The sequence below is a fragment of the Streptosporangium lutulentum genome (genome assembly GCF_030811455.1).
Classification (GTDB): domain Bacteria; phylum Actinomycetota; class Actinomycetes; order Streptosporangiales; family Streptosporangiaceae; genus Streptosporangium; species Streptosporangium lutulentum.
In genome coordinates, this window is sequence record NZ_JAUSQU010000001.1 from 6,477,771 (window position 1) to 6,503,047 (window position 25,277).

Genomic DNA, 25,277 nt, shown 5'->3' on the forward strand with positions numbered 1-25,277 from the left:
ATAGATGGTGAAGGAGGGTATTGAGCAAGGGTTGACCCGGAACTACAGGGGCGTAGGTTCACATTTGTCGGCTTTCACAGCTCCATCTCTTCTGGGTGCACCTGGAGGATGTATGCCCCGAATCACCATCACCGTCGACGGAATCACCTACCAGGAGGACGTCGAGCCACGTCTCCTCCTTGTTCATCTATTGCGAGATCGGCTCGGTAAGACCGGTACTCCCATCGGCTGCGACACCGGAAACTGCGGCGCCTGCACCGTGATGCTCGACGGCGTGAGCGTGAAAAGTTGTTCCGTGCTCGCCGTACAGAGCGACGAGAGCGACGTCGTCACGATCGAGGGCCTGGCCCGGGGGAACGAATGGCACCCCATGCAGAAGGCCTTTCACGAGGAGCACGCCCTGCAGTGCGGATACTGCACCCCCGGCATGATCATGGCCGCGATCGACCTGCTCAGGGATGATCCCGACCCGTCGGAGGAGACCGTCCGAGAAGGGCTCGAAGGCAACCTGTGCCGCTGCACGGGTTACTGCAACATCGTCCGGGCGGTACGGCGTGGCGCCCGGGAGATGTCGCAGCGGAGCGCCGGCGAGCGGGCCGAGCAGGAGGTGCCGACGCCATGAGCGAGCAACTCGACGCCGGTATGATCGCCGAACAGATCGCCGAGAGCGACCAGCTCAGCAGGCCCACCGACGCGCGCGAGATCGGCAGGGCCCGCAGGCGCAAGGAGGACGCCCGGCTGGTCACCGGCCGGACGACCTGGACCGACAACATCCAGCTTCCGGGCATGCTGTACGTGGCCTTCCTGCGCAGTCCGATGGCTCACGCCCGGATCACCCGGGTCGACACCTCGGCCGCGCGCACCCGGCCCGGCGTGGTCGCCGTCTACAGCGGGCAGGACTTCGCCGACGAGCAGGGCAGCCTTCCCTGCGCCTGGCCGGTCACCGAGGACATCGTGATCCCCGACCACCCGCCCATGGCCGTGAACGAGGTCCGCTACGCCGGTGAGGCGGTGGCCTGCGTGGTCGCCACCGATCGCTACAAGGCCGCCGACGCGCTGGAGGCCATCGAGGTCGACTACGAGCCGCTGGAGGCGGTCGTCGACATGACCGAGGCGCTCACCGAGGGCAGTCCCAAGGTCCACGAGAGCGGCAACAAGGCGTTCACCTGGAAGTTCGCCGGAGGCGACATCGACGCGGCGTTCCGCGACGCCCCCGTGGTGATCGACCGCACCTACGTCCAGCAGCGGCTCATCCCGAGCGCGATGGAACCCCGCGCGGTCGTGGCCACCACCGACGGCGAGACCTTCACCCTCTACTCCGCGACCCAGATCCCGCACGTGCTGCGCGTCATGCTCGCGCTGACCACCGGCATCCCCGAGCACAGGCTGCGAGTGATCGCCCCCGACGTGGGCGGCGGCTTCGGCTCCAAGCTCCAGGTCACCGCGGAGGAGGTGCTCGGCCTGCTCATCACCCGGAGGCTGGGCAAACCGGTCAAATGGACCGAATCCCGGTCCGAGGGCAACCTGACCGTGCACCACGGCCGCGACCAGCTCCAGCGGATCTCCATCGCGGCCGAGCGGGACGGCCGCATCAGGGGCGTCCGGGTCGATCTCCTCGCCGACATGGGCGCGTACCTGATGCTGGTCACGCCGGGCATCCCGATCCTCGGCGCGTTCATGTACAACGGCATCTACAAGATGGACGCCTACGATTTCACCTGCACCGGCGTCTTCACCACCAAGATGCCGACCGACGCCTACCGGGGCGCGGGGCGTCCCGAGGCCACCTTCGCGATCGAGCGGGCGGTGGACGAGCTCGCGCACGAGCTGGGCATCGACCCGATCGAGGTACGGCGCCGCAACTGGATCACCCATGAGGAGTTCCCGTACACCACGATCTGCGGGCTGACCTACGACTCCGGCAACTACGAGGCCGCCACGGACAAGGCGCTGGCGCTGTTCGGCTACGACAAGCTCAGGGCGGAGCAGGCCGACCGGCGCGACCGGCGTGATCCGGTGCAGCTCGGCATCGGCGTCTCGACGTTCACCGAGATGTGCGGGCTGGCTCCCTCGCGTGTGCTGGGAAGCCTGAGCTACGGCGCGGGCGGCTGGGAGCACTCCTCGGTCCGGATGCTTCCCACCGGAAAGGTCGAGGTGATCACCGGGACGAGCCCGCACGGCCAGGGACACGAGACGGCCTGGAGCCAGATCGTGGCCGACACGCTGGGGGTGCCGTTCGACGACGTCTCCGTGCTGCACGGCGACACGTCCATCTCGCACAAGGGCATGGACACCTACGGATCCCGCTCGCTGGTCGTGGGCGGCATCGCCGTGCTCCAGGCGTGCGAGAAGGTGAAGGACAAGGCCCGGCAGCTCGCCGCGCACATGCTGGAGGCCTCGGCCGACGACATCGAGTTCGCCGGCGGCTCGTTCAACGTCCGCGGCACCGGCTCGGGCAAGACCATCCAGGAGCTCGCGCTGGCCACCTTCGCCGCGCACGATCTCCCCGACGGCTTCGAACCGGGGCTGGACGCCGACGCGACCTTCGACCCGGACAACTTCTCCTTCCCGCACGGCACCCACCTGTGCGCGATCGAGGTGGACACCGAGACGGGCGAGTCGAAGATCCGTTCCTACGTGGCCGTGGACGACGTGGGTTCCGTGGTGAACCCGCTGATCGTCGAGGGCCAGGTGCACGGCGGCATCGCGCAGGGCATCGCCCAGGCGTTGTTCGAGGAGGCGGTCTACGACTCCGAGGGCAACATGCTCACCACGACGATGGCCGACTACCTGATCCCGTCGGCGTCCGACCTGCCCGACTTCACCACCGACCGGACCGAGACCCCGGCCACCAGCAACCCGCTGGGCGTCAAGGGCGTCGGTGAGGCGGGGACGATCGCCTCGACCCCGGCCGTCGTCAACGCGATCGTCGACGCGCTGCGCCCGTACGGCGTGCACGACGTGCGAATGCCCTGCACGCCGGAACGGGTCTGGAGGACCGTCGCCGAGGCCGGCGAGACCGCCTGGGCAGGGCCGCCCTCCGCCGGCGACACCACCGCATGGGTGGGACCCACCGCCGCCGGCGACACCACCGCATGGGTGGGACCCACCGCCGCGGAGGGAACCGAATCCGAGGGAGGAGACCGATGATTCCCGCACCGTTCGACTACGTCAGGCCCTCGTCCCTGGACGAGGCCTGCCGGGTGCTGGGCGAGGCCGCCTCCTCCGGAGACGACGTCAAGGTGCTGGCCGGCGGGCAGTCCCTGCTGCCGCTGCTCCGGCTGCGGCTCGCCTACCCTTCCACGCTGGTGGACCTCGGGCGGCTGCCCGAGCTGCGCGGGGTGGAGGATCGGGGCGACCACGTGTTCATCGGCGCGCTCACCACGCATGACGAGGTGCTGCGCTCCAGCGTGGTCAAGGAGCGGATCCCGCTGGTCGCGCTGGCGACGGCCACGGTGGCCGACCCCGCCGTACGGCACCGCGGCACGTTCGGCGGGTCGATGGCCCACGCCGACCCGGCCGGAGACCTGCCCGCCGTCGCGCTGGCGCTGGACTGCGTGTTCGTCGCCCGGTCGGGCGAGGGCGAGCGGGAGATCCCGGCGTCCGAGTTCTTCCTCGACTACCTGGAGTCGGCGCTGGAGGCCGGTGAGGTGCTGCTCGGCGTCAAGGTGCCCGCGCTCGGTCCCGGGTGGGGCTTCCACTACGAGAAGTTCCACCGGACCGCGCAGGCGTGGGCGATCGTCGGCGTGGCGGCGGCCGTACGGCGGAGCAACGGGACCATCGAGGAGGCCCGGATCGGGCTGACCAACATGGGTTCCACGCCGGTTCGAGCGCGGGCGGTGGAGGCCGCGATACGCGGCGTGAGCATCGCGGCGGCCGGTTCCAACGGCGCGCCCGATCCGGTCGGGGACGCCTGCGCCGGGGCGGACGAGGGCACCTCGCCCCCGGCGGATCTGCACGCCCAGCCCGACTACCGGCGCCATCTGGCCCGGGTGCTGACCCGCAGGGCGATCGGGGCCGCGAGCCGCTGAACCTCGTTTCCGCAGGCGGGGGCTCCGCTTCCCGCCTGCGGTAGCGGCATACTGGTAAATGCGCTCCCGTATGTGGTCGTAATGTCGCGGGAGCGGCCGACCGACAAGGAGCGGGTCGATGGCGATGCGGTTCGAGCACGAGTTCACGGTTCCGGTGCCGGTCGAGCAGGCGTGGTCGGTGCTGCTCGACGTCGAGCGGGTGGCGCCCTGCCTGCCCGGTGCCGCCGTCGACAAGGTGGACGGCGACTCCTTCACCGGCCGGATCAAGGTGAAGGTGGGGCCGATCACGGTCACCTACCAGGGCGAGGCCACGTTCGAAGACGTGGACAAGGACGCCCGGTCCCTGACCATCAAGGCCGCCGGCAAGGAGGCCAGGGGCTCGGGCACGGCCGGGGCCACGGTCGTCGCACGGCTGCGCCCCGAGGGCACGGACACCCGGGTCACCGTCGACACCTCGTTCAACGTGACCGGCCGACCGGCCCAGTTCGGCCGGGGCGTGATGGCCGAGGTCGGCGGCAAGCTGATCGACAGGTTCGCGGCCAACCTGGCCGCGCTGCTGGGCACCGGCCCCGAGGTCTCCGCGCCGGCCGGGGGAGGCAAGGGCACGGAGGGCCCCAGGGTCATGGAGGGCCCGGAGATCACGGAGAGCCTGGAGGTCACCGAGGGCGAGCTCCTCGAACAGGAGGAGCCCGTCCGCCACCTCACCGCGGTGCCCTCGCCGTCCGGGGTCGCCACGACGGAGAAGGCCGTCTCCCGCGAAGCCCACCCGGCGGGCACCTCCCGCACCTCTCTCTCGCCGGACGAGGAGGCCCTCAACCTCCTGGAGGTCGCCGGTCTCCCTCTGCTCAAGCGCGCCGCCCCGGTGGCCGCCGTGCTGGCGGGCGTCGTCCTGATCGGCTGGCTGGTCCGCTGGGTCCTGCGCCACCGCTGACCCGTCGGTCCAGCCTCCGTGACGGGTCCAGGCGCCCCCGTCGGCCCGGCCTCCGCGACAGGGCCGGGCGTCGTCGTCCGTTTCCCTTTCCCGTCCCGGAGATCCGCCGACGTCAGCGAACGCACACTCCGCCCGTCTTCTCCATGCTTGACGGGCAGTTCCCGGGAAGCCGGAAGGACTCGTCGGTCCAGCCCATCTTCACGAATGCGACCTCGTATATGACCGTTCCCGGTGACAGGCCGGTCTGGTCGGCCATAGAGCCCTTTTGCAACGGATCCGGCTTCAGCAGCACGGACCGGATGGCCGTCAGCGTCCCTGTCCTCCGGTCGATCACGACGTGGCTTTCCCGGTAGGGCAGGAAGGGCCGCGCCACCGTCACCTCCTTCACCCCGCCCAGGACACGGGAGCCGGGAATGTCCGCCAGCATGCGGTAGAGGGCCGCGCGGGCCTCCGGGGAGGTCGGCATCTCTTCGAGGATGCCGACGCCCACCTCCCAGAGCCAGTCGTCCATGGTCATTTCCGGCTTCACACCCGCCCGTACCCGCTTCTCCAGGTAGGCGGGCCAGGATTCGAGCAGTTCGGACCTGAGCGTGACGGGATCACGCGGCAACTTCATGGATTCCGCGGTCTCCAGGTCGAGACTGAACAGCCCTTGGCGAACGGTCCTCGCCTTCTGGCGTGTGTCCAGTGTGTATCGCGTCTGGCCCGGTAGGACCGTTTCGCCTTCGCACGGCAAGCCGTTATCGCACAGCTTCGGTGAGCCCGCGCGCTTCCATGTGGCGCTGTCGGCCGAGGTGAGCGGTTTCATACCGACGAATTGCTGCTCGGTCACCTTGGGCTGGTCCGTGCTCCACCACAAGGTCTGCCGGGTGGTCCCACGAACGAAATAGCGCGAGTCGATCCGCTCAAGGCGTGTCTGCTCTGTCGTCGTTCGCCAGTACCGGCCGGCCGCGGGCTCGGATCGCCCGGCGAGCGAGGCGGCCGCCGCGTCCAGTTCCTGCCTGGGACCGACTGCCGGGAGCACCGGAGACACCTCGGGCGCCCTCAGGCGAGGCACGACCATGACCGACACGACCACGACCACGGTGGCCACCGCGGCGACGACCCATCCGAAGCGTCCCGGGGACAGTCCTCCGAGCCGCCGTCGCGGAGGCCTCCCGCCGTTCAGCGCTCCGGCCCTGGCCTCGGCCGTCTTCCCCGGATCGGAGGGCGGGACGTCCGGCATCACGTCGTCGATGAGCCTGAACTCGTTCATCGGGCCTCCACTCCCAGCGACTTGTGCAGCTTGGCCCTGGCCCGGCTGAGCCGGGAGGCCACGGTGCCGTAGGCGACCCCGAGTGCCTCGGCGACCTCGTCATAGGTCAGCCCGCCGTACGCGATGAGCAGCACCACGTCGCGCTCCCCCTTGGACAGTCCCGCCAGCGCCTCCGAGAGCCGGCCGACCGTCACCCCCGCCGTGACCCGGTCGGCGACCCGCTGGTCGTGGCCGTCCTCGTCGGGGGGCGGGCCGGTTCTGGCCAGGGCCCGGTAGCGGCGCAGCTCGGCCCGGCGGTGGCGGCCGATCAGGTTGGTGGCGATGCCGTACAGCCAGGGCCGGATCGTGCCCCGCGCGGGGTCGAACCGGCCGCGCCGCCGGAACGCGATCAGGAAGGTCTCGGCGGCGAGGTCCTCGGCGACGCCGAGGTCGAGCCGCCGCCCGATGTAGCGGCGGATCTCCTCGTAGTGCGCGTCGAAGACGGTGCCGAACCGCTCGGGATCGACGACCGAGGCGGTGTCGGAAACAGCGATCATGCAAGGGTCTCCCCTGCCGGAAGAGTGGGACACCCCTTCTTCCCCGGTGGTCACACCACCCTTCCCTGTTTTTTCAGCCGTGCCACCATCGCCGATCAGCCGCGCCCAGCCGTGCCGAGCTCACGACCGGACAGGGCCACGACGGACCTGAAGGCTTTCAATGTGACCGGTGACGTGGGAAAGCTTCGAGCGATCATCGATCGGTCACGCCCGGCCTTCGCCACAAACAGGATGCCGTTCGAGGTATCGGCCGATGACGATGATCCCGGAGGACCGCCACTTCCGCTCTGTCCGAAGCCAATCGTCTTTGGTCATATCCGACGTCGCACCCTGGTCCAGAGCATCTGTGTCGCGACAGACTCCAAGGTTGTCGATTTATTGTCGATTTCGTTGTAGATTTAGATTGTGGATTTGAGAGAGCTTAGAGCGATCATCGGCCGGTTGCGCATAGAGGGCGGAGACGTTGCCGATATCGAGGCAAAGACCGCCGCTGACGGCTTTCCGAAAACCGTCACTTCAACCCTTTCCGCCTTCGCGAACACTCCAGGAGGCGGTCTGTTGATCTTTGGGGTGGATGAGCGCAGCGGCTTCACCGCCACTGGCGTCTATGACGTCGCTCTCTGCAAGAGCGCTCTTGCCACTGTGGCACGCCAGAACCTGGTACCTCCCATCACGTTCGAGGTTCAAGACTTCGAGTTCGAAGGTGCCCGCGTAGTCGTCGCTCAGGTCCACGAGATTCCCAACTCGGCTAAACCCTGCCACGTTCGAAGCACAGGAAAAGCGTATCTACGCGCACATGACGGTGACTATGAACTCTCGCAGATCGAAGAACAAGCGTTTCTTGCATCCAGAGATACTCCTCGGTTCGATCAGGCGACCATCTCCGGGGCAACTCGCGATGACCTCGATCCAGAGTTGCTGATTTCCTACATCGTCAGCTCCCGAGCCGGTTCGACCAGCCTCGCCCGACTCAGCGACGATGACATTCTGTTCCGCACTGGCGTCACTGCCGGCCCGGACCGAACGCCTACAGTGGCCGGCCTGCTCGCTCTCGGCGTTTATCCCCAGCAGTTCATGCCCAACGCGATCATTCAAGCCAGTGTCACAGCGAGAAAGGCCGATGCCGCAGGTATCCGTGTTCTCGACGTGCAACGTTTCGACGGTCCCATCCCCTTGATGCTGGAACAAGCTCTCAACTGGGTCCAGCGAAACAGTCAGACCCGCATCCGCCAGTCGACTCAAGGACACACGCACGATGAGCGGGAATATCCCCCCGAGGCGGTGCGAGAGTTGCTCTCCAACGCCCTCGTACATCGTGATCTGGGCCCCTATGCGCTCACTCAGGCCATCACCTTGCGACTCGAACCCGGCCAACTGATCTTGACCAATCCTGGCGGCCTGTGGGGGGTGACGGTCGACAACCTCGGTCGGACAGGAGTGACCTCGTCTCGCAACGCCTGGCTCCTACGAATCTGCCAGAACGTCCGTTTCGGACCCGAACGAAGAGTCGTGGAAGCACTCGCCTCCGGGATTCCCACCATCCTCACCAGCCTCCAGGCCGCTCAGATGCCTCCACCTCATTTCCATGATCAAGCGATCCGGTTCACAGCCCGACTCGTCAATTCCGCCCTACCGGCAAAGAAAGGGAAGCCTAAAAAATCACGATCCGTTAATGCGGCCCTTTTAATGGAAGCTCTCGAAAAAAAGGCTGCCACCATGACCCAGTTGGTGGCAGAAACCGGGCTCAGCGAACGCCAAATCCAATACGCGCTTAAGCCTCTGCGGGCCGACGGCCTGGTGCGGGTACATGGAGGCCGCGGAAGCCACACCGTGTACCGACTGGCTGGATCAGACAACGAAACCTGATACTGGCTGAGACCCACATCTCCGTCGTGCCCCCTGGTCAATGGCGGGCATGAGGCCGGAAGACAAGGCGACGAAGCGAGAATCATCTTCTTTCAGATAAGCCCCAAAATACGGTCATCACTCCACAGGACGGACAAGACCACCTTTAGTTACGGGAACAACTCACAGTGTGATCAAAACACCAGAATGCAGCGTGGTCGTCATCGGTTACAACGACGACATACGGCTTCCCAGGGCCGTGCGGTCCGTGCTCGGCCAGTCGCTGCGGAACCTGGAAGTGGTCATCGTGGACGACGCGAGCACCGACGACACCGAACGGGTCGCCGGTGAGCTCCGGCGGGAGGACCCCCGGATCCGCTACCTGCGGAGGGACGTCAACAGCGGCGGATGCGGGGCGCCGCGGAACGACGGGGTCGAGGCGGCCCGCGCGCCGTACGTCATGTTCCTCGACAGCGACGACGAGCTGCCCAGGCACGCCTGCAAGAGCATGATCCTGGAGATCGAGCGGACCGGCGCCGACTTCGTCACCGGGCAGATCTCCCGGCTGTACGAGTGGAACGGCAAGACCCGGCCCTACTATCCCGAGCTGTTCGCCAGGCGCAGGACCGTCGAGGGGATCGCCGAGGCGCCCGAGATGTTCCTCGACTCCTTCAGCACCAACAAGCTCTACCGGACCGAGATGCTCAGGCGGCTGCCGTTCCGGGAGGACCTGTACTACGAGGATCACGTCTTCACCGCCGAGCTCTACTGCGCCGCCCGGCGGTTCGCCGTGGTCCCGTGGGTCGTCTACCTGTGGCACCGGGCCCTGGAGGAGGGCGACGCTCGGCTGTCGATCTCGCTCCGCATCAAGGAGATGGACAACGTCCGGCAGCGGATCAGGGCGGCCCGGCTGAGTGACGCCATCCTGCGCGAGAACGGCCTCGCCCACCTGGTGCCCGAACGGCAGCACCGGTTCGTCCTCCAGGACCTGCGGGTCTACCTCAACCCGCTGCCCTCGCGCGACGCCGGATGGGCCGAGGAGTTCGTCTCCCTGGTCCGCCCCTACCTGGCGGAGCTGGACCCGGCGGCGTTCGAGCCGATGGATCCGGTCGTCCGGGTCTGTTGCGATCTGATCCTCGGCGGCCGGACCGACGAGCTCCTGGTCGCCGCCCGGTCCCTGAACGGACCGAGGGCCGCGCCGCGCTTCGCCGTACAGGAGGACGGGCGGACCTACTGGGGCACCGTCCCCGCCGAGGGACGGGAGATCACCTCGCTCCGGATGGCCGAGCTGCCCTATACCGAGGCCCGGCTCCGCCACGAGGCGGCCTTCACCGGCGAGGGCACCACGATCAAGCTGACCGTCAGGACCTACGACCCGTTCGGGGTGCTCGCCGCCAACCCGGGCTGGAGCGCGTTCCTGCGGTTCAAGAACCACGAGGTACGGCTGACGCCGCGAGAGCAGGACGACGGCAGCCACCTGAGCGAGGCGACCGTCGACCTCGCCACGCTGAGGCACGGCCGCCTGGGCTTCGACGGCCGCTACGACCCGAAGATCGCGATCGTCCGCGCCGACGGCCGGATCACCTCCGATCAGTTGCTCGTCGACCCGGCCGCCGAACCGGTCAGGGTGCTCGTCCCCTGGCACGAGGTCACGGTCGGGGCGGAGGGTCCGGCCGCGTTCCTGCGGGTGCGGTGGCGCCGGAGGGGCTCGGTCTGGAAGATGCCCCGACTGCTGTGGCGAACCCACGTCAAGCTGCTGAAACGGCTGGGCCGGCCACATGTGAAACTCCGCGTCTACAAGGGACTGATCAGGATCCTGCCGCCTCGCGAGAACCTGGCGCTGTTCGAATCGGACGTCGGCGCCGGATACACCGGCAGCCCGCGCTACGTCTACGAGGAGCTCAGGCGGCGCGGGACGCCGCTGGAGATGGTCTGGTCCGTCGCCAGAGCCCGGCGGAACTTCCCCCCGGACGCCAGGCTGGTGCGGCGGATGAGCTGGCGCCACATCTGGACCATGGCGAGGGCGGGCTACTGGGTGGACAGCCACGGCATGCCGCTGGCCTATCCCAAACCGGCCGGGACCCGCTACCTGCAGACCTGGCACGGCCAGGGCATCAAGTCGACCGGCTTCAACTCACCCGACCTGCGCGCCGACTTCCCGGGGCCGAGAGCCCAGTGGCGGGCCGCGGTGGAGCGGTGGGACGCGCTGGTCTCGCCGAGCGCCGAGTTCGAGCGGACCTTTCTGCCCGCCAACGACTACAGAGGACTGGTCCTGCGGTACGGCTCGCCCCGGTGCGACGTCCTCGTCCACGGCGACGACGAGGCGGCCAGGCGGGCGAAGGCCCTGCTGGAGATCCCGCCGGGGCCCAAGGTGCTGCTCTACGCGCCCACCTATCGGGACCAGGCCAGGTCCTCGGGGCGGTCCGTCAGGGCCGACCTGACGATGATGGCCGAGGCGCTGGCGGGCGAGTGGGTGGTGATCCTGCGCCCCCACCCGGTCGAGCGCTACCGGGTGCCGCAGCACCTGCGCCACTTCGTCCGTCCCGCCGGGTGGTATCCGGAGGTCAACGACCTGATGCTCGCCTCGGACGCGCTGCTGACCGACTACTCGTCCCTGATGTGCGACTACGCGGTCACCGGCCGGCCGATGCTGTTCCTGATCGACGACTGGGACGAGTACCGGAGGGTGGAGCGGGGGGTCTACCACGACCTGCCCGAGATCGCCCCCGGCCCCTGCCTGACCACCACCGAGGAACTGATCCACGTGCTGAACGACCTGGACGACGTGGCCGCGTCGTTCACCGCGAAGTACGTCGAGTTCCGCAGGATGTGGTGCTCCGACGAGAAGGGGCACGCCGCGGCGAAGGTCGTGGACGCCTTCTTCGAGCCCACCAGGGCACAGGTCCCCGTACAGGTCTGGCCGCCCGTCACCGCGCGGCGCCCGATCCGGCTGCCCCTGCTGGAGTGGCCGTGGTGAGCGGGCCGGAAGCGCCTTCGGTGGTGTTCGCCTGCATGGACGCCGACACCCTGGGCGGCATCCAGCGGGTCACGCACACCGTCGCCCAGGGGCTGGCCGAGCGGGGACACGACGTGCACGTGATCGGGTTGCACCGTGCCGAGATCCCGTTCCGCTACGTGGAGCGGCCCCGCTACACCCGTCACGTGATCCACCGCACGCCCGTCGGCAGGCTCTCCCCGCGGGGCGCGCGACGCGAGCGCCGGACGCTCCGAGGGCTGTTCCGCCAGGTGGGACCGGGCTTCGCGGTGCTCTCCTCCCCCGGCGTGGTGACCCGGCTCAAGCCCCTGCTGCCCGAACGGCTGCTCCCGATCGGCCAGTACCACGGCTCCTACGAGCACGCCCGGGGGTCCTGGCACCTCGGCTCGGTCCGGGGCCACTACGGCGGGCTGGAGAAGGCGGTCTTCCTCAGCGAGGACGACGCGTGGCTGTTCTCCGAGCACGCGTTGCTGCCCAACACCTGGACCATCCCGAACCCGCTTCCCGTCTGGCCGTCACGGACCGCCGACCTGAGCGGCCACCGGGTGCTGGGGGTCGGCAGGCTGGAGGGCGTGAAGCGGTTCGACCGGCTGATCTCGGCCTTCGCGGAGGCCTGCCGGGGGGACGTGGACGCGGGCTGGGAGTTGCACCTGATCGGCGAGGGCGCCGAACTGGACCGGCTCAGGGCGCACGCGCTGACCTGCGGGGTGGCCGGACAGGTGGTGTTCCGCGGCACGGTGGCCGCGAGCGGGATGGAACGCGAATATCTGGAGGGGTCGGTGCTCGGGCTCTCCAGCGAGCACGAGGGGCTGCCGCTGGTGATCGGCGAGGCGGCGTCCTACGGCGTGCCCACGGTGGCGTTCGACGTCTCGGGCGGGGTGCGGTCGCTCGTCCTCGACCGGGAGACCGGGCTGCTGGCGCCCCCCGGCGACGTGACGGCGTTCGCGACCGCGCTGGGCACGCTGATGGCCTCGGCCCGGGAGCGGCGGCGGCTGGGCACCGCCGCTCGCGCGCACGTCGGGGCGTTCACGCTGGACCGGGTTCTGGACCGGTGGGAGGCTCTTTTCGAACAGGTCACCCGTTGACCGCGATGGGTTCGTTGCGGGGCATCGGCACCCCTGCCAGCACGATCTGACCGGAGGTCAGCCGAGCGCCCAGCTGGTTCGGCTCGCGGAGCCGCATCAGCCGGTCGAAGGCGACCCGCTTGACCCTGGCCAGCTTCCGCTTGGCCGCGGTCTTCTCGTAGGTGACCATCCGTGAGGTTTCGATCTTCGGCGCCCCGCTGAGCTCGTAGCCGTAGGTCTCCAGCCGGTCCCCCAGGACGCTCTCGCACAGCGAGATCTCACCGGGGTCGAGCCGTTCCCGCCACGTGCCCGTCCGCGAGGTGGTCACCTCGTCGTGCGTGCGCGCGTGCCAGGTCTTGTGCGAGGGCACGGCGATCCCGGCCAGCGTGCTCGGCTCGCACATGGCCGGGGCGAAGTCCTCGCCGAGGAACTCGCACAGCCTGCGCAGATGGGCCTCGGGATCGGCCGTCAGGTCCTCGTAGCGCAGCTCGTGGTAACTGCCCTCGGGAAGCTTCGGCGCGCCGTGCCGAGCGAAGTCGATCGCCTCCGCCCACGCGCAGACCGCGCTGTAGACGCTTCCGGTGTACCAGGGCATCTCCTTCAGCGACGCCACGCAGTCCCGGCCGTCCCTGATCAGGTGGACGAACTGGGCGTCGGGGAAGAGGCGCAGCAGCACATCGGTGTACTGGAAATACGACGGCCGCTTGTCACCCCAGCGCGGCTTCTCGTGCCTGATCGCGTAGGCGCGCAGCACGATGCCCAGCGCCGAGCCGAGCGTCGGCGGGCCGTCGACGATCTGCCGGGTCACCTCGTCACCGTCCAGCCCCAGCTCGTGGAAGCGTGACTGGGTCCGTTTGACCACCCACTCGGCCAGCTCGCGCCTGCGTTCCGGCTCGTTGAGATTGCCGAACTGGAGCCGCCGCTGGTAGGCGGAGACCATGAACCGGGTCTCCGGCGGAATCGCGATACGCGGGTGGGCGTGCGTCATGAGCTGAAGCATCGTCGTCCCCGAGCGGGGACAGCCCAGGATGAATATAGGTCGATCCGATTTCATGGTCAGACCTTCGCCAGTTCGCCCAGTTGCCTGGTGGTGAGCTGCGCGGCCACGGGACCCGGCTCACGGAACCGGTTCAGGCGGTCGCGGATCTCCTTGCGCCGGCGAGCCCAGCGCCGCTTGGACGCCGCCTTCTCGCACGCCGCGACGTGGCTCTTCTCCGCCTTGGGCGCGCCGCTCAGCTCGTACCCGTTGGCGGTCAGCCGGTCGGCCAGCACGGTCTCGCACACCGAGATCTCCCACGGCTCCAGCCGGGACTTCCACGAACCGGACCGGGCGGTGGTGACGCCGCCGTGGGTGTTGCTGTGCCAGACCTTGTGCTGCGGGATCGCCACCCGGGCCACGTGGTACGGCTCGCTCATCGCCGGGTCGTAGTCCTCCCCGAGGAAGTCGCACAGCTTGCCGAGCTCGGTCTCCGGATAGGCCGTCAGGTCCTCGTAGCGCAGCTCGTAGTAGCTGTCGGCGGGGAGCTTCCTGGCGTGGTGCCGGCCGAAGTCGATCGCCTCACCCCAGTTGGTCACCGCGTGGAAGACGTCCTTGGTGTACCAGGGCATCTCCTTCAGCGACGCCACGCAGTCCCGGCCGTCCCTGATCAGGTGGACGAACTGGGCGTCGGGGAAGAGACGCAGCAGCAGGTCCACGTGGTGGTAGTAGCTCGGCCGCTTGTCGCCCCAGCGGGACTTGCCGTACTGCTCGGCGTAGGAACGGAAGGAGATCCCGAACGCCGAGCCCAGCGTCGGCGGGCCGGCGACGATGTCGTCGATCAGCTGGTCCCCGTCGAGTTTGAGCTCCTTGAACTTGGTGTCCTTGTCGCTCACTATCCATCGGCCCAGCCTGCGCCGGTTGTGCTGCTCGCGCAGATCTCCGAAGAAGAACCTGCGGTAGTAGCCGGGCACCAGGAAGCGCGTCTCCGGCGGCACCGCGATGCGCGGATGCGAGTGCAGCATGAGCTGCAGCATGGTGGTGCCGGAGCGCGGGCAGCCGATCACAAAGATCGGTCGGTCGGATTGCATGACAATGAACCCCCGTTGAGTTTGATCAGACAGATACACGCGGCGCTTCCTGCGGGTGCGGCGCAGCAGGCACCACCCGGGTGAACAGCCACATTCGGTAGATCAAAAAAATCTCGTTCAGTAGAAGCAGCGCCCCTGCCACGATCGAGACGGGTATCAGCGCCGCCACCCCGATCAGCGGTGCGACGACGAACACCGCGGCGTGGAACTCGATACCGCTGATCAGATGACTCCGCACCCGGTGACGGGCGAAGAACCGTCCCAGCCGGCGGCCCCTTCTCCCCGACCTGGACGCCCTGGGTGTCGCGCGTTCGATCGGCTCCGGAATCTCCTGATCCAGGCTCTCCCGGCACTCCAAGCTCTCCAGGCTTTCCCGGCTCTCCGGAAGCGCCGTGAGCGCGGTGAGCGCGGCCGCCTCGGCGTCCGCCGCCAGTCGTTCAAGCCGGTTCTCCTTGACCACCTCGCGCACGCGCTTCATCTGCGGCGCGTTCACGTAGCGGAAGAGGTCCAGTACGGCAACTCCGGCGCCGAGCAGGATGTAGGCGACGTCCCCCGTCGTCACGTACTGCCCGAACGCCAGACCCACGGCACAGCAGACCACCCGGATCCGGTCGCCCACGTAGTCGAGCCAGAGGCCGAACGCGGTCCCCGTCCCCTTGAGCCGGGCGATCTTCCCGTCCATGCAGTCGACCGCGAAACTCACGTAGAACACCAGGGCCCCCGCGACCAGCTGCCCGAACCCGAAGCAGACCGCGGAGACCATCCCGAGGATCAAGGACAGGCGGGTGAGGCCGTTGGGCGTGATCGCCGTGTGGTTGGCGACGAACAGCGTGAGCCTGCACGCCACCGGGTCGACCAGGAAAACGGTCCACCAGGAGTCTCTTCGTTTCCGGGTCGCGTGAACGTCGTTCAACGAATAGGCCCTCATGCCTTCCAGCATGGCGACACTCGGCCATCAACTCGTGACTCTCTGCAACCGCCTGGAATTCTCCATGCTGGTTCTTGACCAAGAGTGGGCGGTGGCCCATCAATCGGACTGGACCACGACCACCAGGCGACCGTCCTTGCCCAGCGCCGCCCGGACCCCGGCCCGCCCGCCCTTGGGCAGTTGCCGGGGGCTCGCTCCGAGAAGGCTGCTCAGGCGCATCCCGTTGGCCGCGACCTCCGCGTGCACGGACCACCGGCCGGGAGCGACCCCCTCGATCTCGGCCACGAACCGGGCGCCGTCCTGCCGGGCCGGCAGGACGATCCGTGAGGTGCCCTTCTTCGCCTTGCCCTTCCCCTCGATCCACACCTTGATCCGGCTCTGCCGCTCGTCGAGCCGCTTGATGGAGGCCTGTCCCTCGACCAGGAGCCGCCCGCCCGACCAGCGCACCCGGTCGGTGTGAACCCGCAGGATCAGCTCCTGGGTGACGTCGTAGAGATGGTCGGGAATGCCGCGCGATCTGTCCCTGAAGAACGGGTAGGCCGCGTACCACCGGGGCGGTTTGCTCCCCCGGCGTACCACCTTCACCTCCTCGTCCCGCCGGAACCGCCGGACCTCGCCCAGCTCGGACGCCATCCGGTGGTGCAGCAGATACAGCTCCAGCCGTCGCGAGGCGGGCAGTCCGGCCACCATCATCGGGTCCAGGGCTTCGACGCAGGGGGCCACGACGTCGAAGAGCCGCTCCAGGTCCTCCCCCGCCTCCTCCTCCAGCGCCTCCACCACCGCGTCCTTCACGAACTTCAGATCCCAGGAGACGACCATGTCGTCGAAGTCCCGCTTCAGGTGGGGCGACCGTTCGGCGAGGAACGCCTGCACCCCGCGCAGGGACGCGACCCGCTCCTCGACGTTGGCCACCTCCGTGCGGCGCTGGGTGGTCGACGCGGCACCGGTGTCCCGCAGCCGCCAGTGGTAGACCACCTCGTTCAGGATGTCCACGCTCCCCGCCAGGACGTGCGCGGCGATCGCGACCGGCACGTCCTCGTAGAGCCCGCGAGGGAACTCCAGGCGGTGCTCCTCCCAGAAGGAGTGGCGGTAGACCTTGTTCCACACCGTCCGATCGCGGATCAGGTCGGGAAAGGTCTCTATGTGGGTCCGCCGTGCCGGCTTCCGGAACAACTTGGCGTACATCGCCGACGGGACGAGCCCGTCGGAGGTGATCCTGCGGACACCTCCGCAGGCGATGTCGGACCCGCTCTCCTCCAGCGAGCCGACGAGCAGCTCGTAGGCCTTCTCCGGCACGACGTCGTCGCCGTCGGCGAAGGCGAGATAGGTGCCGCTCGCGTGCCGGATCCCCAGGTTCCTGGCCGGCCCCGGCCCCTGGTTGTCCTGTCGCAGAACCCGGAATCGGGAGTCACGGGCCGCGAACTCCTTGGCCGTCACGTCGCCGCCGTCCATGGAGCCGTCGTCGACCAGGATGAATTCGACGTCCGTGAGGGTCTGCGCGGCGAGAGAGGTCAGACACTCCTCGATGTAACCCACCACGTTGTAGAACGGCACGACGACACTGAGCAGTGGCGCTTTCAAAGAAAGTCCTCCGGTCGAGGGCGTCCATTCAGTCGCCGCCCAGAATGCCCCTCTCCGGGATTCTCCATGACCTACCCTGCCTCTCCCTGGCTGATCCTTTGCCCAACCGTGAGCGGGCCTCCACCGGAACGGCCCATCCGGAAACCGGTGCGCCCGGAGCCGGAACGACGTGACCGCCGGAACGGCCCGCTCAGCGGCCACGCCGATTACGCGGGCTGCCGACCTCGAATTCGCTGGCGACCGGGAAGTAACCCGCCAGGAAGACGGAGATCGCGCGGCGCTTCTCCTCCTCCGGCATGTCACCCTCGTCGGCGTCGTTGACGCAGAAGGCGTCCCGGTCGCGAAGGGTCAGCAGCCGGGTCAGCCGGGGCAGGTGTTCGCGCTCTCCCAGGGAGATGTAGTCGACGGCCATCTCCCCGGGAGCGGCCTTCCCGCTGCGGAAGGCGTGGTAGTGATGCAGCGACGACGGCAGCGAGACGTCCTCGCGCGAGCGGGACCGGCTCCGGCTGGTGGCCGTGACCTCCGGGGCGTATCTCTCCGCGAGTTCGCAGAGCACGCTTTTGCGGAGCGCGTACGGCGCGTGCAGGAAAGTGTTCGCCGTCGTGCAGCCGAACTCCCGCTCCATGAGGTCTCGCGTCGTCTTCGCCGCGGCGTAGAAGGATTTCTCGTCCTCCTGGATCGGCGTCGGGAGAACCGTCGCCGGAGACCGGAAGAACAACGGGATCCCGCTGGGCAGGAAGAAGAGGTCGGGGTTCAGCGGACGCCCGAGGAAGAAGTCGTCGTTGAAATAGAGGAAATGCTCCGCGAGCCCGGGGATCACATGGAGCCGGCTCTCGATCGCGTGCGAGTTGAACGTGGGGAGCGCGTCGGCGTCGCTGAAGATCTCCTTGTGGTCGACGACGCTCACCTTGGGATGGGAGACGTCCAGCCAGGAGGGAACCTGCTGGTCGGTGACGATCCAGATATGACGGACCCAGGGCGCGTACATGGCCAGCGAGCGCAGCGAGTAGCGGAGCTCGTCGCGACTGGCGTAACGGTTGTCGGCGCGGTCGGCCGCGTTCGTCACCGCGTTCCGGCCGGACAGGGTCTCCTCCCGCCGGGCCCGCCAGCTCGGATCGGCGCCGTCCACCCACGTGTAGACGACGTCGATCGGAAAGGTGATGTCGTCCACGAAGGGCCGCGTGAAGGGTTCGTACGTGGGATGGCTCCGTTCGCCCACCCTGAGCGTCGCGGGGCGCATCGCCTCGCGGGGCAGTTCGCGGCCGAGAAGGGTGGGGCGCACGGCCCGCAGTCCGCCGTCCTCGGTCGGGGTCCAGAACTCGACGTCACAGCCGAACGCCGACCCGTGGCGGAGGGTGCGCGAGGCGACGGAGTAGATCGTGTAGACCCGCAGGCCACCGACCTCGCCCCAGCCGGCGACCTGCCCGGCCAGGGCGACCGGAGGGGCGCACACCGTCGGCTTGAGCGGCTGGACGTAGACGGGCTCGTCGGCGAACTCCCGTGCGACCGCGGAGAGCACCGCGGCCCGGTGCGCCTGGTCGACGGCCACCCGATGACGCGATCCCCGGTCCCGGACCAGCGCGTACGGAACGGCGGCGTCACGAAGGACCCTCGTCACGGCTTCCAGGTTCAGGCGGAGGGCGTCCTCGGGTGTGACGTCGTCACGGATCACGCAGAGCCGGGCACCGGAGCGGGCCAGGGCCGGGTTCCCGTCCGTCAGCCGCGCTTCGAGCTCCCGCAGGCGCGGCCCTCCGCCCGGCTCCGGATCGGCGGAGGCGACGGGCACGAACCCCGAGACCGACCGGAGCGCGTGGTGGGCGATCCGCTCGGCTCTCCGTACGGATCTCGTCTCCCTCTCCGCGCCCAGTCTCTCGAAGAGCTCCAGCCAGGATCCGGCGATCCGCTCGGGCGACAGCCAGGTCCTGATCTCCTGCGCCGCCGTCCCGAGCTCACGCAGCGTGCCGGGGCTCTCCATCAGCTCGGTCATCGCGGCGGCCAGGGAGTCGATGTCGCCCTCGGGCACGAGGAGGCCGTCGACCCCGTGCCGCACTATCTCGCTCGTCCCTCCGGGGCAGTCGTAGGCCACCACCGGGACCCCCGCGGCGAGGGCCTCGGTCAGCACCAGCGGGAATCCCTCACTCGTCGAGGTGAGAAGGCACACGCTCGCCTTCGCCCACTCCTCCGCCATGTGCGGCGACCTGCCCATCAGGTGGACCTGGTCCTGGAGCTCAAGGCTCTGGACCAGGTGACGCAGTCCTCCGGCCAGGGGACCGTCTCCCAGGATCCGCAGCGACCAGTCGGGAAACCGGCCGGCGATCAGGGCGAAGGCCCGCACGGCGTGGTCGACCCGTTTCTCCCCGACCAGCCGCCCGGCGATGACGAGCGTGCGGGTGTCCAGACCGGACCGCGGGCGATACCCGCTCGGCAGCGCGTTCGGGATCGTCGCGAGACGGGGCGCGGCGTCCTTGAGGGACTGCGCGCACCACAGCTGGGTCCGGTGGGTCAGCGAGACGAGCGCGTCCAGCCGGGGGGCGAACCTCAGGAGCGGTTCGCCGGACGAACCTCTCAACTCCGAGCAACGGTGATCCTGATGGACGATCATCGCGCGCTCCGGGCACAGGTGTACGGCGAGCGCCATCAGCGCGGGGGTGGACGAGATGACGACGTCCGCGTCGAGACCGCGGAGCGCGTACTCCACCTCCACGTCGGCCAGCCGGTTGAACGCGCCCTCCCAGGCGGGATCGACGAGTTCGCTCGGCGTCGCGGCGAGCGCGGCGCAGGTGGCGTCGTCCAGGTTCGTCTCGCGGCACGGGCGCCGCGCGGCACCCGTCTCGTCCACCAGGTAGCGCAGACGGACCTTGGGAGAGACCTCGCAGAACGGGGCCTTCTCCCTCCGGAAGACGCTGATCACCTCAACGGCGTGGTGTTCGGCGAGATGCGAGGCGAGGGTGAGGACCGCCGCCTCCGTGCCCCCCATGACATCCGCCCACATGAGCAGAAAGGCAATCTTCAAGGTAAGTCCTCAGAATGGGAACAGGAAAGCAGAAGCCTTCCCGCCGGGGAGTAACCGGGCCGCACGTGGAGCAGGGACCTGCCTGACGCCGCGATATGACGCCCCTCGTATTGAACGACGCGGTGAGGGTGGCGAAAATCATTCAGAAAGCGACCGACCTCGATGTCTCCGGCCCGGGACGAGACGACGTCGAAGACCCACGTCGCCTCCGCTCCGGCCAGCGCGTCGCCGGGCACCTCGAAACGGAACAGGGCTCCGTCCGTCGTCACCGGAAGCCGGTGAGAGACCCGCCGCCCGTCGAGGCGCCGCATCCGCGCCTCCGTGCCGTCGACCCGGGCGACCCCGCTGAGCCGCCCCTCGACGACCACCCGGTCCCAGTCGGCGCGCACCCTGGTGACCTGCGCCCGCGGGCCGGGAGGCGACGCGGAGATCGTGACGTGCCCGGCCGGGCCGGTCTCGACGGCGTAGACCGTGCCGGTGCGAGGACAGAGCGGGGCCGCGATCGCCGGGCCCTCCGGCAGCACGTCCTTGACCGGGCCGAGCAGGGGCACCTCCACGCGGCCGCCGTCGGCGAGGATCATCTCGATCCGAGGTCGCCAGAGACCCGTGCCGAGCAGGGCCAGCGGGCCGCCGTCCTCGCTCAGCCGTATCGCGCCCCCGGCGAGGCCGTCGCCGTCGAGGCCGAGGTCACCCCGCCACCGCCGACGCCCTCGCACCGCCACGAACCTGACGGCCCGCACGGGCGCGCTGCCGCCGCGGGAGGGAAGGCGAACCTGAAGGTTCAGGGTGCCCCCGTCGAGGATGCCGGCGTATGTCACCGCGGCCCCCTCGGAACCCCTCCGGCCCACGACCGCCGAGAGGACCGCCGGCAGCCTCACGGCCCGCGTGAACGCCCGTCTCCCGCCCCCGGCCCCACGGAACCGCTCACGGAACGCGGAAGGCAGCCGCTCGGAGGCGATACGTCGCAGCCTGACCGGCTTACGCTCCATTGGTCTCCCCCCGAAGAAAGAACGTGACGGAGAGAATACTCTCCGTCACGTCGAGAGAATGCCGGTTCTCCGTCAGGCCGTCCCCGAGAAGGCGCCCGCTCGCTGAAACGGCCCACAGGGATCGGTGAGGAAACGGTTCGGGAAGGTCAGCGCCGAATCTCCTCGAAGAGCGAATCCCACTTGTCGAGGATTTTCTCCAGAGAGAACTCGCGCACGTGGTCGCAGGCGGTGCTGCCCATTCGCGCCCGCAGCTCCGGGGCACGCATCAACCTCGCCAGCGCGGCGGCGAAGGCCCCGACGTCCCCGGCGGGCGCCAGGAGTCCGGAGACGCCGTCGGCGACGAGGTTCTTGACCCCGCCCGAGACGTCGAACGCGACGGCCGGCAGGCCGAGCGCGGCGGCCTCGGCCAACGCCATCGGATGCCCCTCGTGCTCGCTGCTGAGCGCGAAGATCGCGGCATCCCGGTAGTGCGAGTGCACGTCCTTGCACCGGCCCTGGAAGACGACACGGTCCGCGACCCCGTGCTCGGCCGCGCACGCGCGAAGCTGCTCCTCCTCGTAACCGTCGCCCACCAGGTGAAGCTCCCACCGCTCGGGAACCTCGGCACTCGCCCTGGCGAACGCGGCGATGAGCAGGTCGTAGCGCTTGATGGTGGCGAGCCTGCCGACCGTGACGATCCTGCGGCTCTTGTCCGGGGTCGCCACGCGCTCGGGTTCGAAGGTCAGCGGATTGCCGATCGCCCTGGCGTTCGGCAGCCGATGACGGCTGAAGGAACGGGCGTCGTCCTCGCTGAGGAACACCGACTTGGCGAGGTTGGGATAGAGCCGGCGGATGAGCTCCAGGTGGGAGGGCGAGGAGAACTTCGCGTGCTCGTAGGAGGAGTGGTACTGCCCGATCCTGGACAGATGCGGCGCGGGCACCGCCGACGCCCATTTGACGCTCCAGGGCGTCCCGAGGATCAGATACCCGGACCTCGCCCCCGCGAACAACTCGGCGAGGCGCTTCCTCGCATCGGCGAGAAGCACCGCCGGCGTGTCACGACGCCCCCGCTTCTCCCGATAGAGAATCGTCTTCTCGTACGCCAGGCCGTCATCGAACCCGAACGGGGAATGGACCCGCTCGATGCCCACCAGGCGGACCCGGTGCCCCCGGAGTCCGAACCCCTGCGCCAGCACGTGAAAAACCCGCTGGGTTCCGCCGAGATTGTCGATGTTGGGCGCGAGAATGAAGATGTCCCTGGGCACTCGTCACCCCTTGGTTTTTTTGAGGTCGGAAAAGAAGGCGTCCACCACTGCTTTGGCGGCCTCGCCGCCCTCCCAGGAACACCAGGTCACGCGGAAGCGCTCGTAGGCCTCGGCGTACCGGGCGGCGGTCGCGGAAAGGTCCGCCAGGGCGTCGGCCAGCTCGGAGGTCTCCGTCAGCATCGGCCCCGGCGCGATGTCGGGCAGGTGGTGGTTGAGACCGCGCTCGTTCCGCACGTACTCGTGGTAGTCGTCGGTGAACAACAGGATGGGCTTGCCGGTGTTCGCGTAGTCGAACATCACCGACGAGTAGTCGGTCAGCAGGGCGTCGGACGCCAGGATGAGATCGTTGATCTCCGGATAGGCGGTGACGTCCTCGACGAACCCGCGCAGTCTCGGTGGAAGCTGGTACCGGGCATAGGGATGAACGCGCAGCGCGACGATCCACTCGTCGCCCAGCCGCGCGGAGAGCTGGTCGAGGTCGACCCGGACCGACGTTCCCGGCCCCCGCGTGCGATCACGGAACGTGGGCGCGTAGAGAAGCACCTTCTGCCCGGGGCGGACACCGAGTTTGGCGCGGACCTGCCTGGCCACCGCGAGCTGTTCGGGCTCGGCGCAGCGCACCAGGACGTCGTTGCGGGGGTAGCCGGTCCGGAGGACCTCACCGGAGAAGCCCGTGCTCGCGCCGAAGACCCGCTCGTACTCCGCACAGGGAGCCACGATCGTCGTCCAGCGATCGACGCTGCGCTGCCACCGGTGACGCTCGGGCCACTGGTCGCCGCGCAGCCCCGGCGTGTTGAGCCCGATGGTCTTCAACGTCTGCCCGTGCCAGGTCTGCAGGTAGCGGGTGCCGCGCCGCCTCTCGTAGCAGTAGGGCAGGTTGTGGCTCTCCACCCAGTAACCGGCCCGGGCGAGGGTCCACATGAACCTCCAGCCACCCTGCTTGACCACGCGCGTGCCCGGCGGGAACTGCGAGCGGTTGGACGCGTACGACCACACGCAGCGCGCGCGGATCCTCTGTCTCACGACCTCCTCGTAGATGTAGCGGGGATTGCCGGTGTAGGCCCTGCCCTCCGAGCTCTCGAACAGCACCAGCCTCTTGCTGCGCGGGACGAACCTCATGACGATCCGGTAGAAACCGAGCCTGGACCTGCCGTTGCTGACCCGCCCCACCACGTCGGTCCGCAACTTCTTCCAGCGGCGCGTGGCATGGGTGATCTTCCGGGAGGTCCACGTGATCTCCACCTTGTTCGTCGTGCTCATCCGGGTGAACGTCACCACGGCATCGGGCAGCAGACGCCGCGAACAGACGATCCTGCGGAGGGGAGGCCGTTCCGGGGCCACCAGCGGCGCCTGGTGCGAATCGCCCTTCCTGTGGATGAGCAGGCGAATCCCGGTCGTGCGGTTGATACCGCGCAGGGAACGCGGCGCGTTTCCCGGGTTCAGCGTGAACTCACTCCAGAAGTGCTCGCCCGCCGGGCGCAAAGTGATCGGCACCCGCCACAGCCCGCCTCCGGGCGCCCGGATCTCCACCGCGCCGGAGGCGCCCTTGGAAGGCAGCACCCCCAGGGGGTCGTAGGTCCGCACCCGTATCCGGATCCCGCGGTCCCCGGGCTCCACGCTCTCGATCTCATGCCTGATCGCGGCGCGGGAGAACGGTCTCCGATCGAGCTCCAGGCTGGAGATGTCGAGCTCGGCGGGCGCGTCGCCGGAGGGGTCGTGCACACCCCAGTAGACGCGATCGCCGATCTTCGTGACCCGGCGGGGAATCGGAGAGGACACCCGGAGCAGCCGGGCCGCCTCCCTGAGCTCCTCCGCCTGCCCCTCCCGGAGCAGGTGAAGACAGATCCGCAGCATCACCGGCAGCCTCAGAACCATCTTCCTCGGAAGACCGTCGAGGTAGTCACCCGTGATCCGCTGGAGCTCGGCCACCCACTCGTCGGACTGCCCGGGAAGCCGGCGCAGCATCGGGGCCAGCTCCGCCCGCAGGAAACGCCGGATCAGCCGGGGCGCCAACCGGCCGAGCCCCTCCCCTCTCAAGAACTCCATCGCCCGCCGCTCCGCCGCGAGCCGCGCGGCGAAGGAGTCGAGGCCTGCCCGGCCCTCCTTCGTGCCGGAGACGTCCGCCGTCTGCCGGACGATGGGCCAGGGAACGACCGCGAACCGCTTGCTCGCCAGGTAGGCCTCGACGGCGAAAAGCCGGTCGGGTTCCCGCAGGGCGTGGTCGAACTCCAGTTGGTGCTCGTCGATGAAACCGCGGCGGAAGAGCTTGTTCTCCACGAACCCGTCGGTCAGGAAAGCCGGTTTGCGCTCCACCCCGTCGATGGTCACCCGGTCGCCGAACAGTCTGACGGAGGGATACCTGATCTTCTTGCGCCTGGGCGGGCACCGCCCGACCTGGCCCACCGCGAAGTCGGCGCCGGTCTCCTCGATTTCGAGGAGCAGGCTCTTGCAGGCGTGCATGTACAGCAGGCTGAGCACGTTGACGAACATCACCGCCGGCGCGACCGACACCTTCAGCGCGGCCTCGCGCATGCCGGAGATCCCCACCTTCTCCGCGAGGTACGGCACCGGCACGACACGCGGGTCTCCCATCGCCGACCGGGCGAGCGCCTCGGCGAGCCGCCCGTCCTGACCGTCGAAGACGACGAGGACCCGCAGGTTGTTCAGTGACTGCTCAAGGATGTGAAGCACGGTCTCGGACAGGGCCGCCTCCGTGCAGTCGAAGGCTGTGACCACGACGTCGACGTCGGGACGCGTATTCATGAGCGCGCTCAATTCAGTCAGGTGTGGCCTGGACG

17 protein-coding genes are annotated in these 25,277 nt (G+C 68.8%); 7 read left to right on the top strand and 10 right to left on the bottom strand.

All coding sequences use genetic code 11. From position 1 onward, the window contains the following. Positions 1-112 precede the first annotated feature (112 nt). From J2853_RS28710 to J2853_RS28725, 4 genes are all read left to right on the top strand, one after another. A complete protein-coding gene (locus J2853_RS28710) occupies positions 113-622 on the top strand; it encodes a (2Fe-2S)-binding protein (protein ID WP_307563343.1) in 510 nt (169 codons plus the stop codon). Then, positions 619-3,150: a xanthine dehydrogenase family protein molybdopterin-binding subunit gene (locus J2853_RS28715; protein WP_307563346.1), complete on the top strand. Its 2,532-nt coding sequence runs from the start codon at positions 619-621 to the stop codon at positions 3,148-3,150. The genes J2853_RS28710 and J2853_RS28715 overlap by 4 nt, the downstream gene beginning before the upstream one ends. After that, positions 3,147-4,031 carry an FAD binding domain-containing protein gene (locus J2853_RS28720; protein ID WP_307563347.1) on the top strand — a complete coding sequence of 295 codons (885 nt, stop codon included), beginning with the start codon at positions 3,147-3,149 and terminating at the stop codon, positions 4,029-4,031. The genes J2853_RS28715 and J2853_RS28720 overlap by 4 nt, the downstream gene beginning before the upstream one ends. Before the next feature lie 118 nt (positions 4,032-4,149). Beyond that, on the top strand, positions 4,150-4,962 hold the full coding sequence (locus tag J2853_RS28725; protein ID WP_307563349.1) for an SRPBCC family protein: 813 nt from the start codon (positions 4,150-4,152) through the stop codon (positions 4,960-4,962). A 112-nt stretch (positions 4,963-5,074) separates the two neighbouring features. Here the strand turns inward: J2853_RS28725 and J2853_RS28730 are convergent, their stop codons facing one another. Both J2853_RS28730 and J2853_RS28735 read right to left on the bottom strand, forming a co-directional pair. After that, entirely contained in the window at positions 5,075-6,217 is a 1,143-nt protein-coding gene (locus J2853_RS28730) for a hypothetical protein (RefSeq protein ID WP_307563351.1), read from the bottom strand. Further along, the gene (locus J2853_RS28735; RefSeq protein WP_307563353.1) at positions 6,214-6,753 is read right to left on the bottom strand and encodes an RNA polymerase sigma factor; all 540 of its coding nucleotides are present in this window, start codon (positions 6,751-6,753) and stop codon (positions 6,214-6,216) included. The genes J2853_RS28730 and J2853_RS28735 overlap by 4 nt, the downstream gene beginning before the upstream one ends. A gap of 405 nt (positions 6,754-7,158) precedes the next feature. Between J2853_RS28735 and J2853_RS28740 the strand changes: the two genes are divergently transcribed. The 3 genes from J2853_RS28740 (at position 7,159) to J2853_RS28750 (ending at position 12,678) form a co-directional block, all read left to right on the top strand. Beyond that, positions 7,159-8,619, top strand: coding sequence for an ATP-binding protein (locus J2853_RS28740; protein WP_307563355.1), 1,461 nt, complete (start codon positions 7,159-7,161; stop codon positions 8,617-8,619). Between the two features lie 169 nt (positions 8,620-8,788). Then, positions 8,789-11,575: a bifunctional glycosyltransferase/CDP-glycerol:glycerophosphate glycerophosphotransferase gene (locus J2853_RS28745; protein ID WP_307563357.1), complete on the top strand. Its 2,787-nt coding sequence runs from the start codon at positions 8,789-8,791 to the stop codon at positions 11,573-11,575. Beyond that, the gene (locus J2853_RS28750) at positions 11,572-12,678 is read left to right on the top strand and encodes a glycosyltransferase (RefSeq protein WP_307563359.1); all 1,107 of its coding nucleotides are present in this window, start codon (positions 11,572-11,574) and stop codon (positions 12,676-12,678) included. Before J2853_RS28745 ends, J2853_RS28750 begins: the two co-directional genes overlap by 4 nt. On the opposite strand, the gene J2853_RS28755 is transcribed toward J2853_RS28750, so the two are convergent. The 8 genes from J2853_RS28755 to J2853_RS28790 all read right to left on the bottom strand — a co-directional run bounded on the left by J2853_RS28755 (position 12,668) and on the right by J2853_RS28790 (position 25,242). Further along, on the bottom strand, positions 12,668-13,711 hold the full coding sequence (locus J2853_RS28755; RefSeq protein ID WP_307563361.1) for a sulfotransferase family protein: 1,044 nt from the start codon (positions 13,709-13,711) through the stop codon (positions 12,668-12,670). The genes J2853_RS28750 and J2853_RS28755 overlap by 11 nt on opposite strands. 2 nt (positions 13,712-13,713) lie before the next feature. After that, positions 13,714-14,724 (bottom strand): sulfotransferase family protein, encoded by a 1,011-nt coding sequence (locus tag J2853_RS28760; RefSeq protein ID WP_307563363.1) that lies wholly within the window; start codon positions 14,722-14,724, stop codon positions 13,714-13,716. Between the two features lie 25 nt (positions 14,725-14,749). Further along, complete coding sequence (locus J2853_RS28765) at positions 14,750-15,652, bottom strand: CDP-alcohol phosphatidyltransferase family protein (RefSeq protein ID WP_307563365.1); 903 nt, start codon at positions 15,650-15,652, stop codon at positions 14,750-14,752. Positions 15,653-15,751: 99 nt separating this feature from the next. After that, positions 15,752-17,233: a glycosyltransferase family 2 protein gene (locus tag J2853_RS28770; RefSeq protein ID WP_307563366.1), complete on the bottom strand. Its 1,482-nt coding sequence runs from the start codon at positions 17,231-17,233 to the stop codon at positions 15,752-15,754. A gap of 190 nt (positions 17,234-17,423) precedes the next feature. Next, complete coding sequence (locus J2853_RS28775) at positions 17,424-20,246, bottom strand: stealth family protein (protein WP_307563367.1); 2,823 nt, start codon at positions 20,244-20,246, stop codon at positions 17,424-17,426. Further along, complete coding sequence (locus J2853_RS28780) at positions 20,243-21,064, bottom strand: hypothetical protein (protein WP_307563368.1); 822 nt, start codon at positions 21,062-21,064, stop codon at positions 20,243-20,245. Before J2853_RS28780 ends, J2853_RS28775 begins: the two co-directional genes overlap by 4 nt. A gap of 317 nt (positions 21,065-21,381) precedes the next feature. Next, on the bottom strand, positions 21,382-22,479 hold the full coding sequence (locus J2853_RS28785) for a glycosyltransferase (protein ID WP_307563370.1): 1,098 nt from the start codon (positions 22,477-22,479) through the stop codon (positions 21,382-21,384). 3 nt (positions 22,480-22,482) lie between these two features. Further along, positions 22,483-25,242 (bottom strand): bifunctional glycosyltransferase/CDP-glycerol:glycerophosphate glycerophosphotransferase, encoded by a 2,760-nt coding sequence (locus J2853_RS28790; protein ID WP_307563372.1) that lies wholly within the window; start codon positions 25,240-25,242, stop codon positions 22,483-22,485. Positions 25,243-25,277 lie beyond the last annotated feature (35 nt).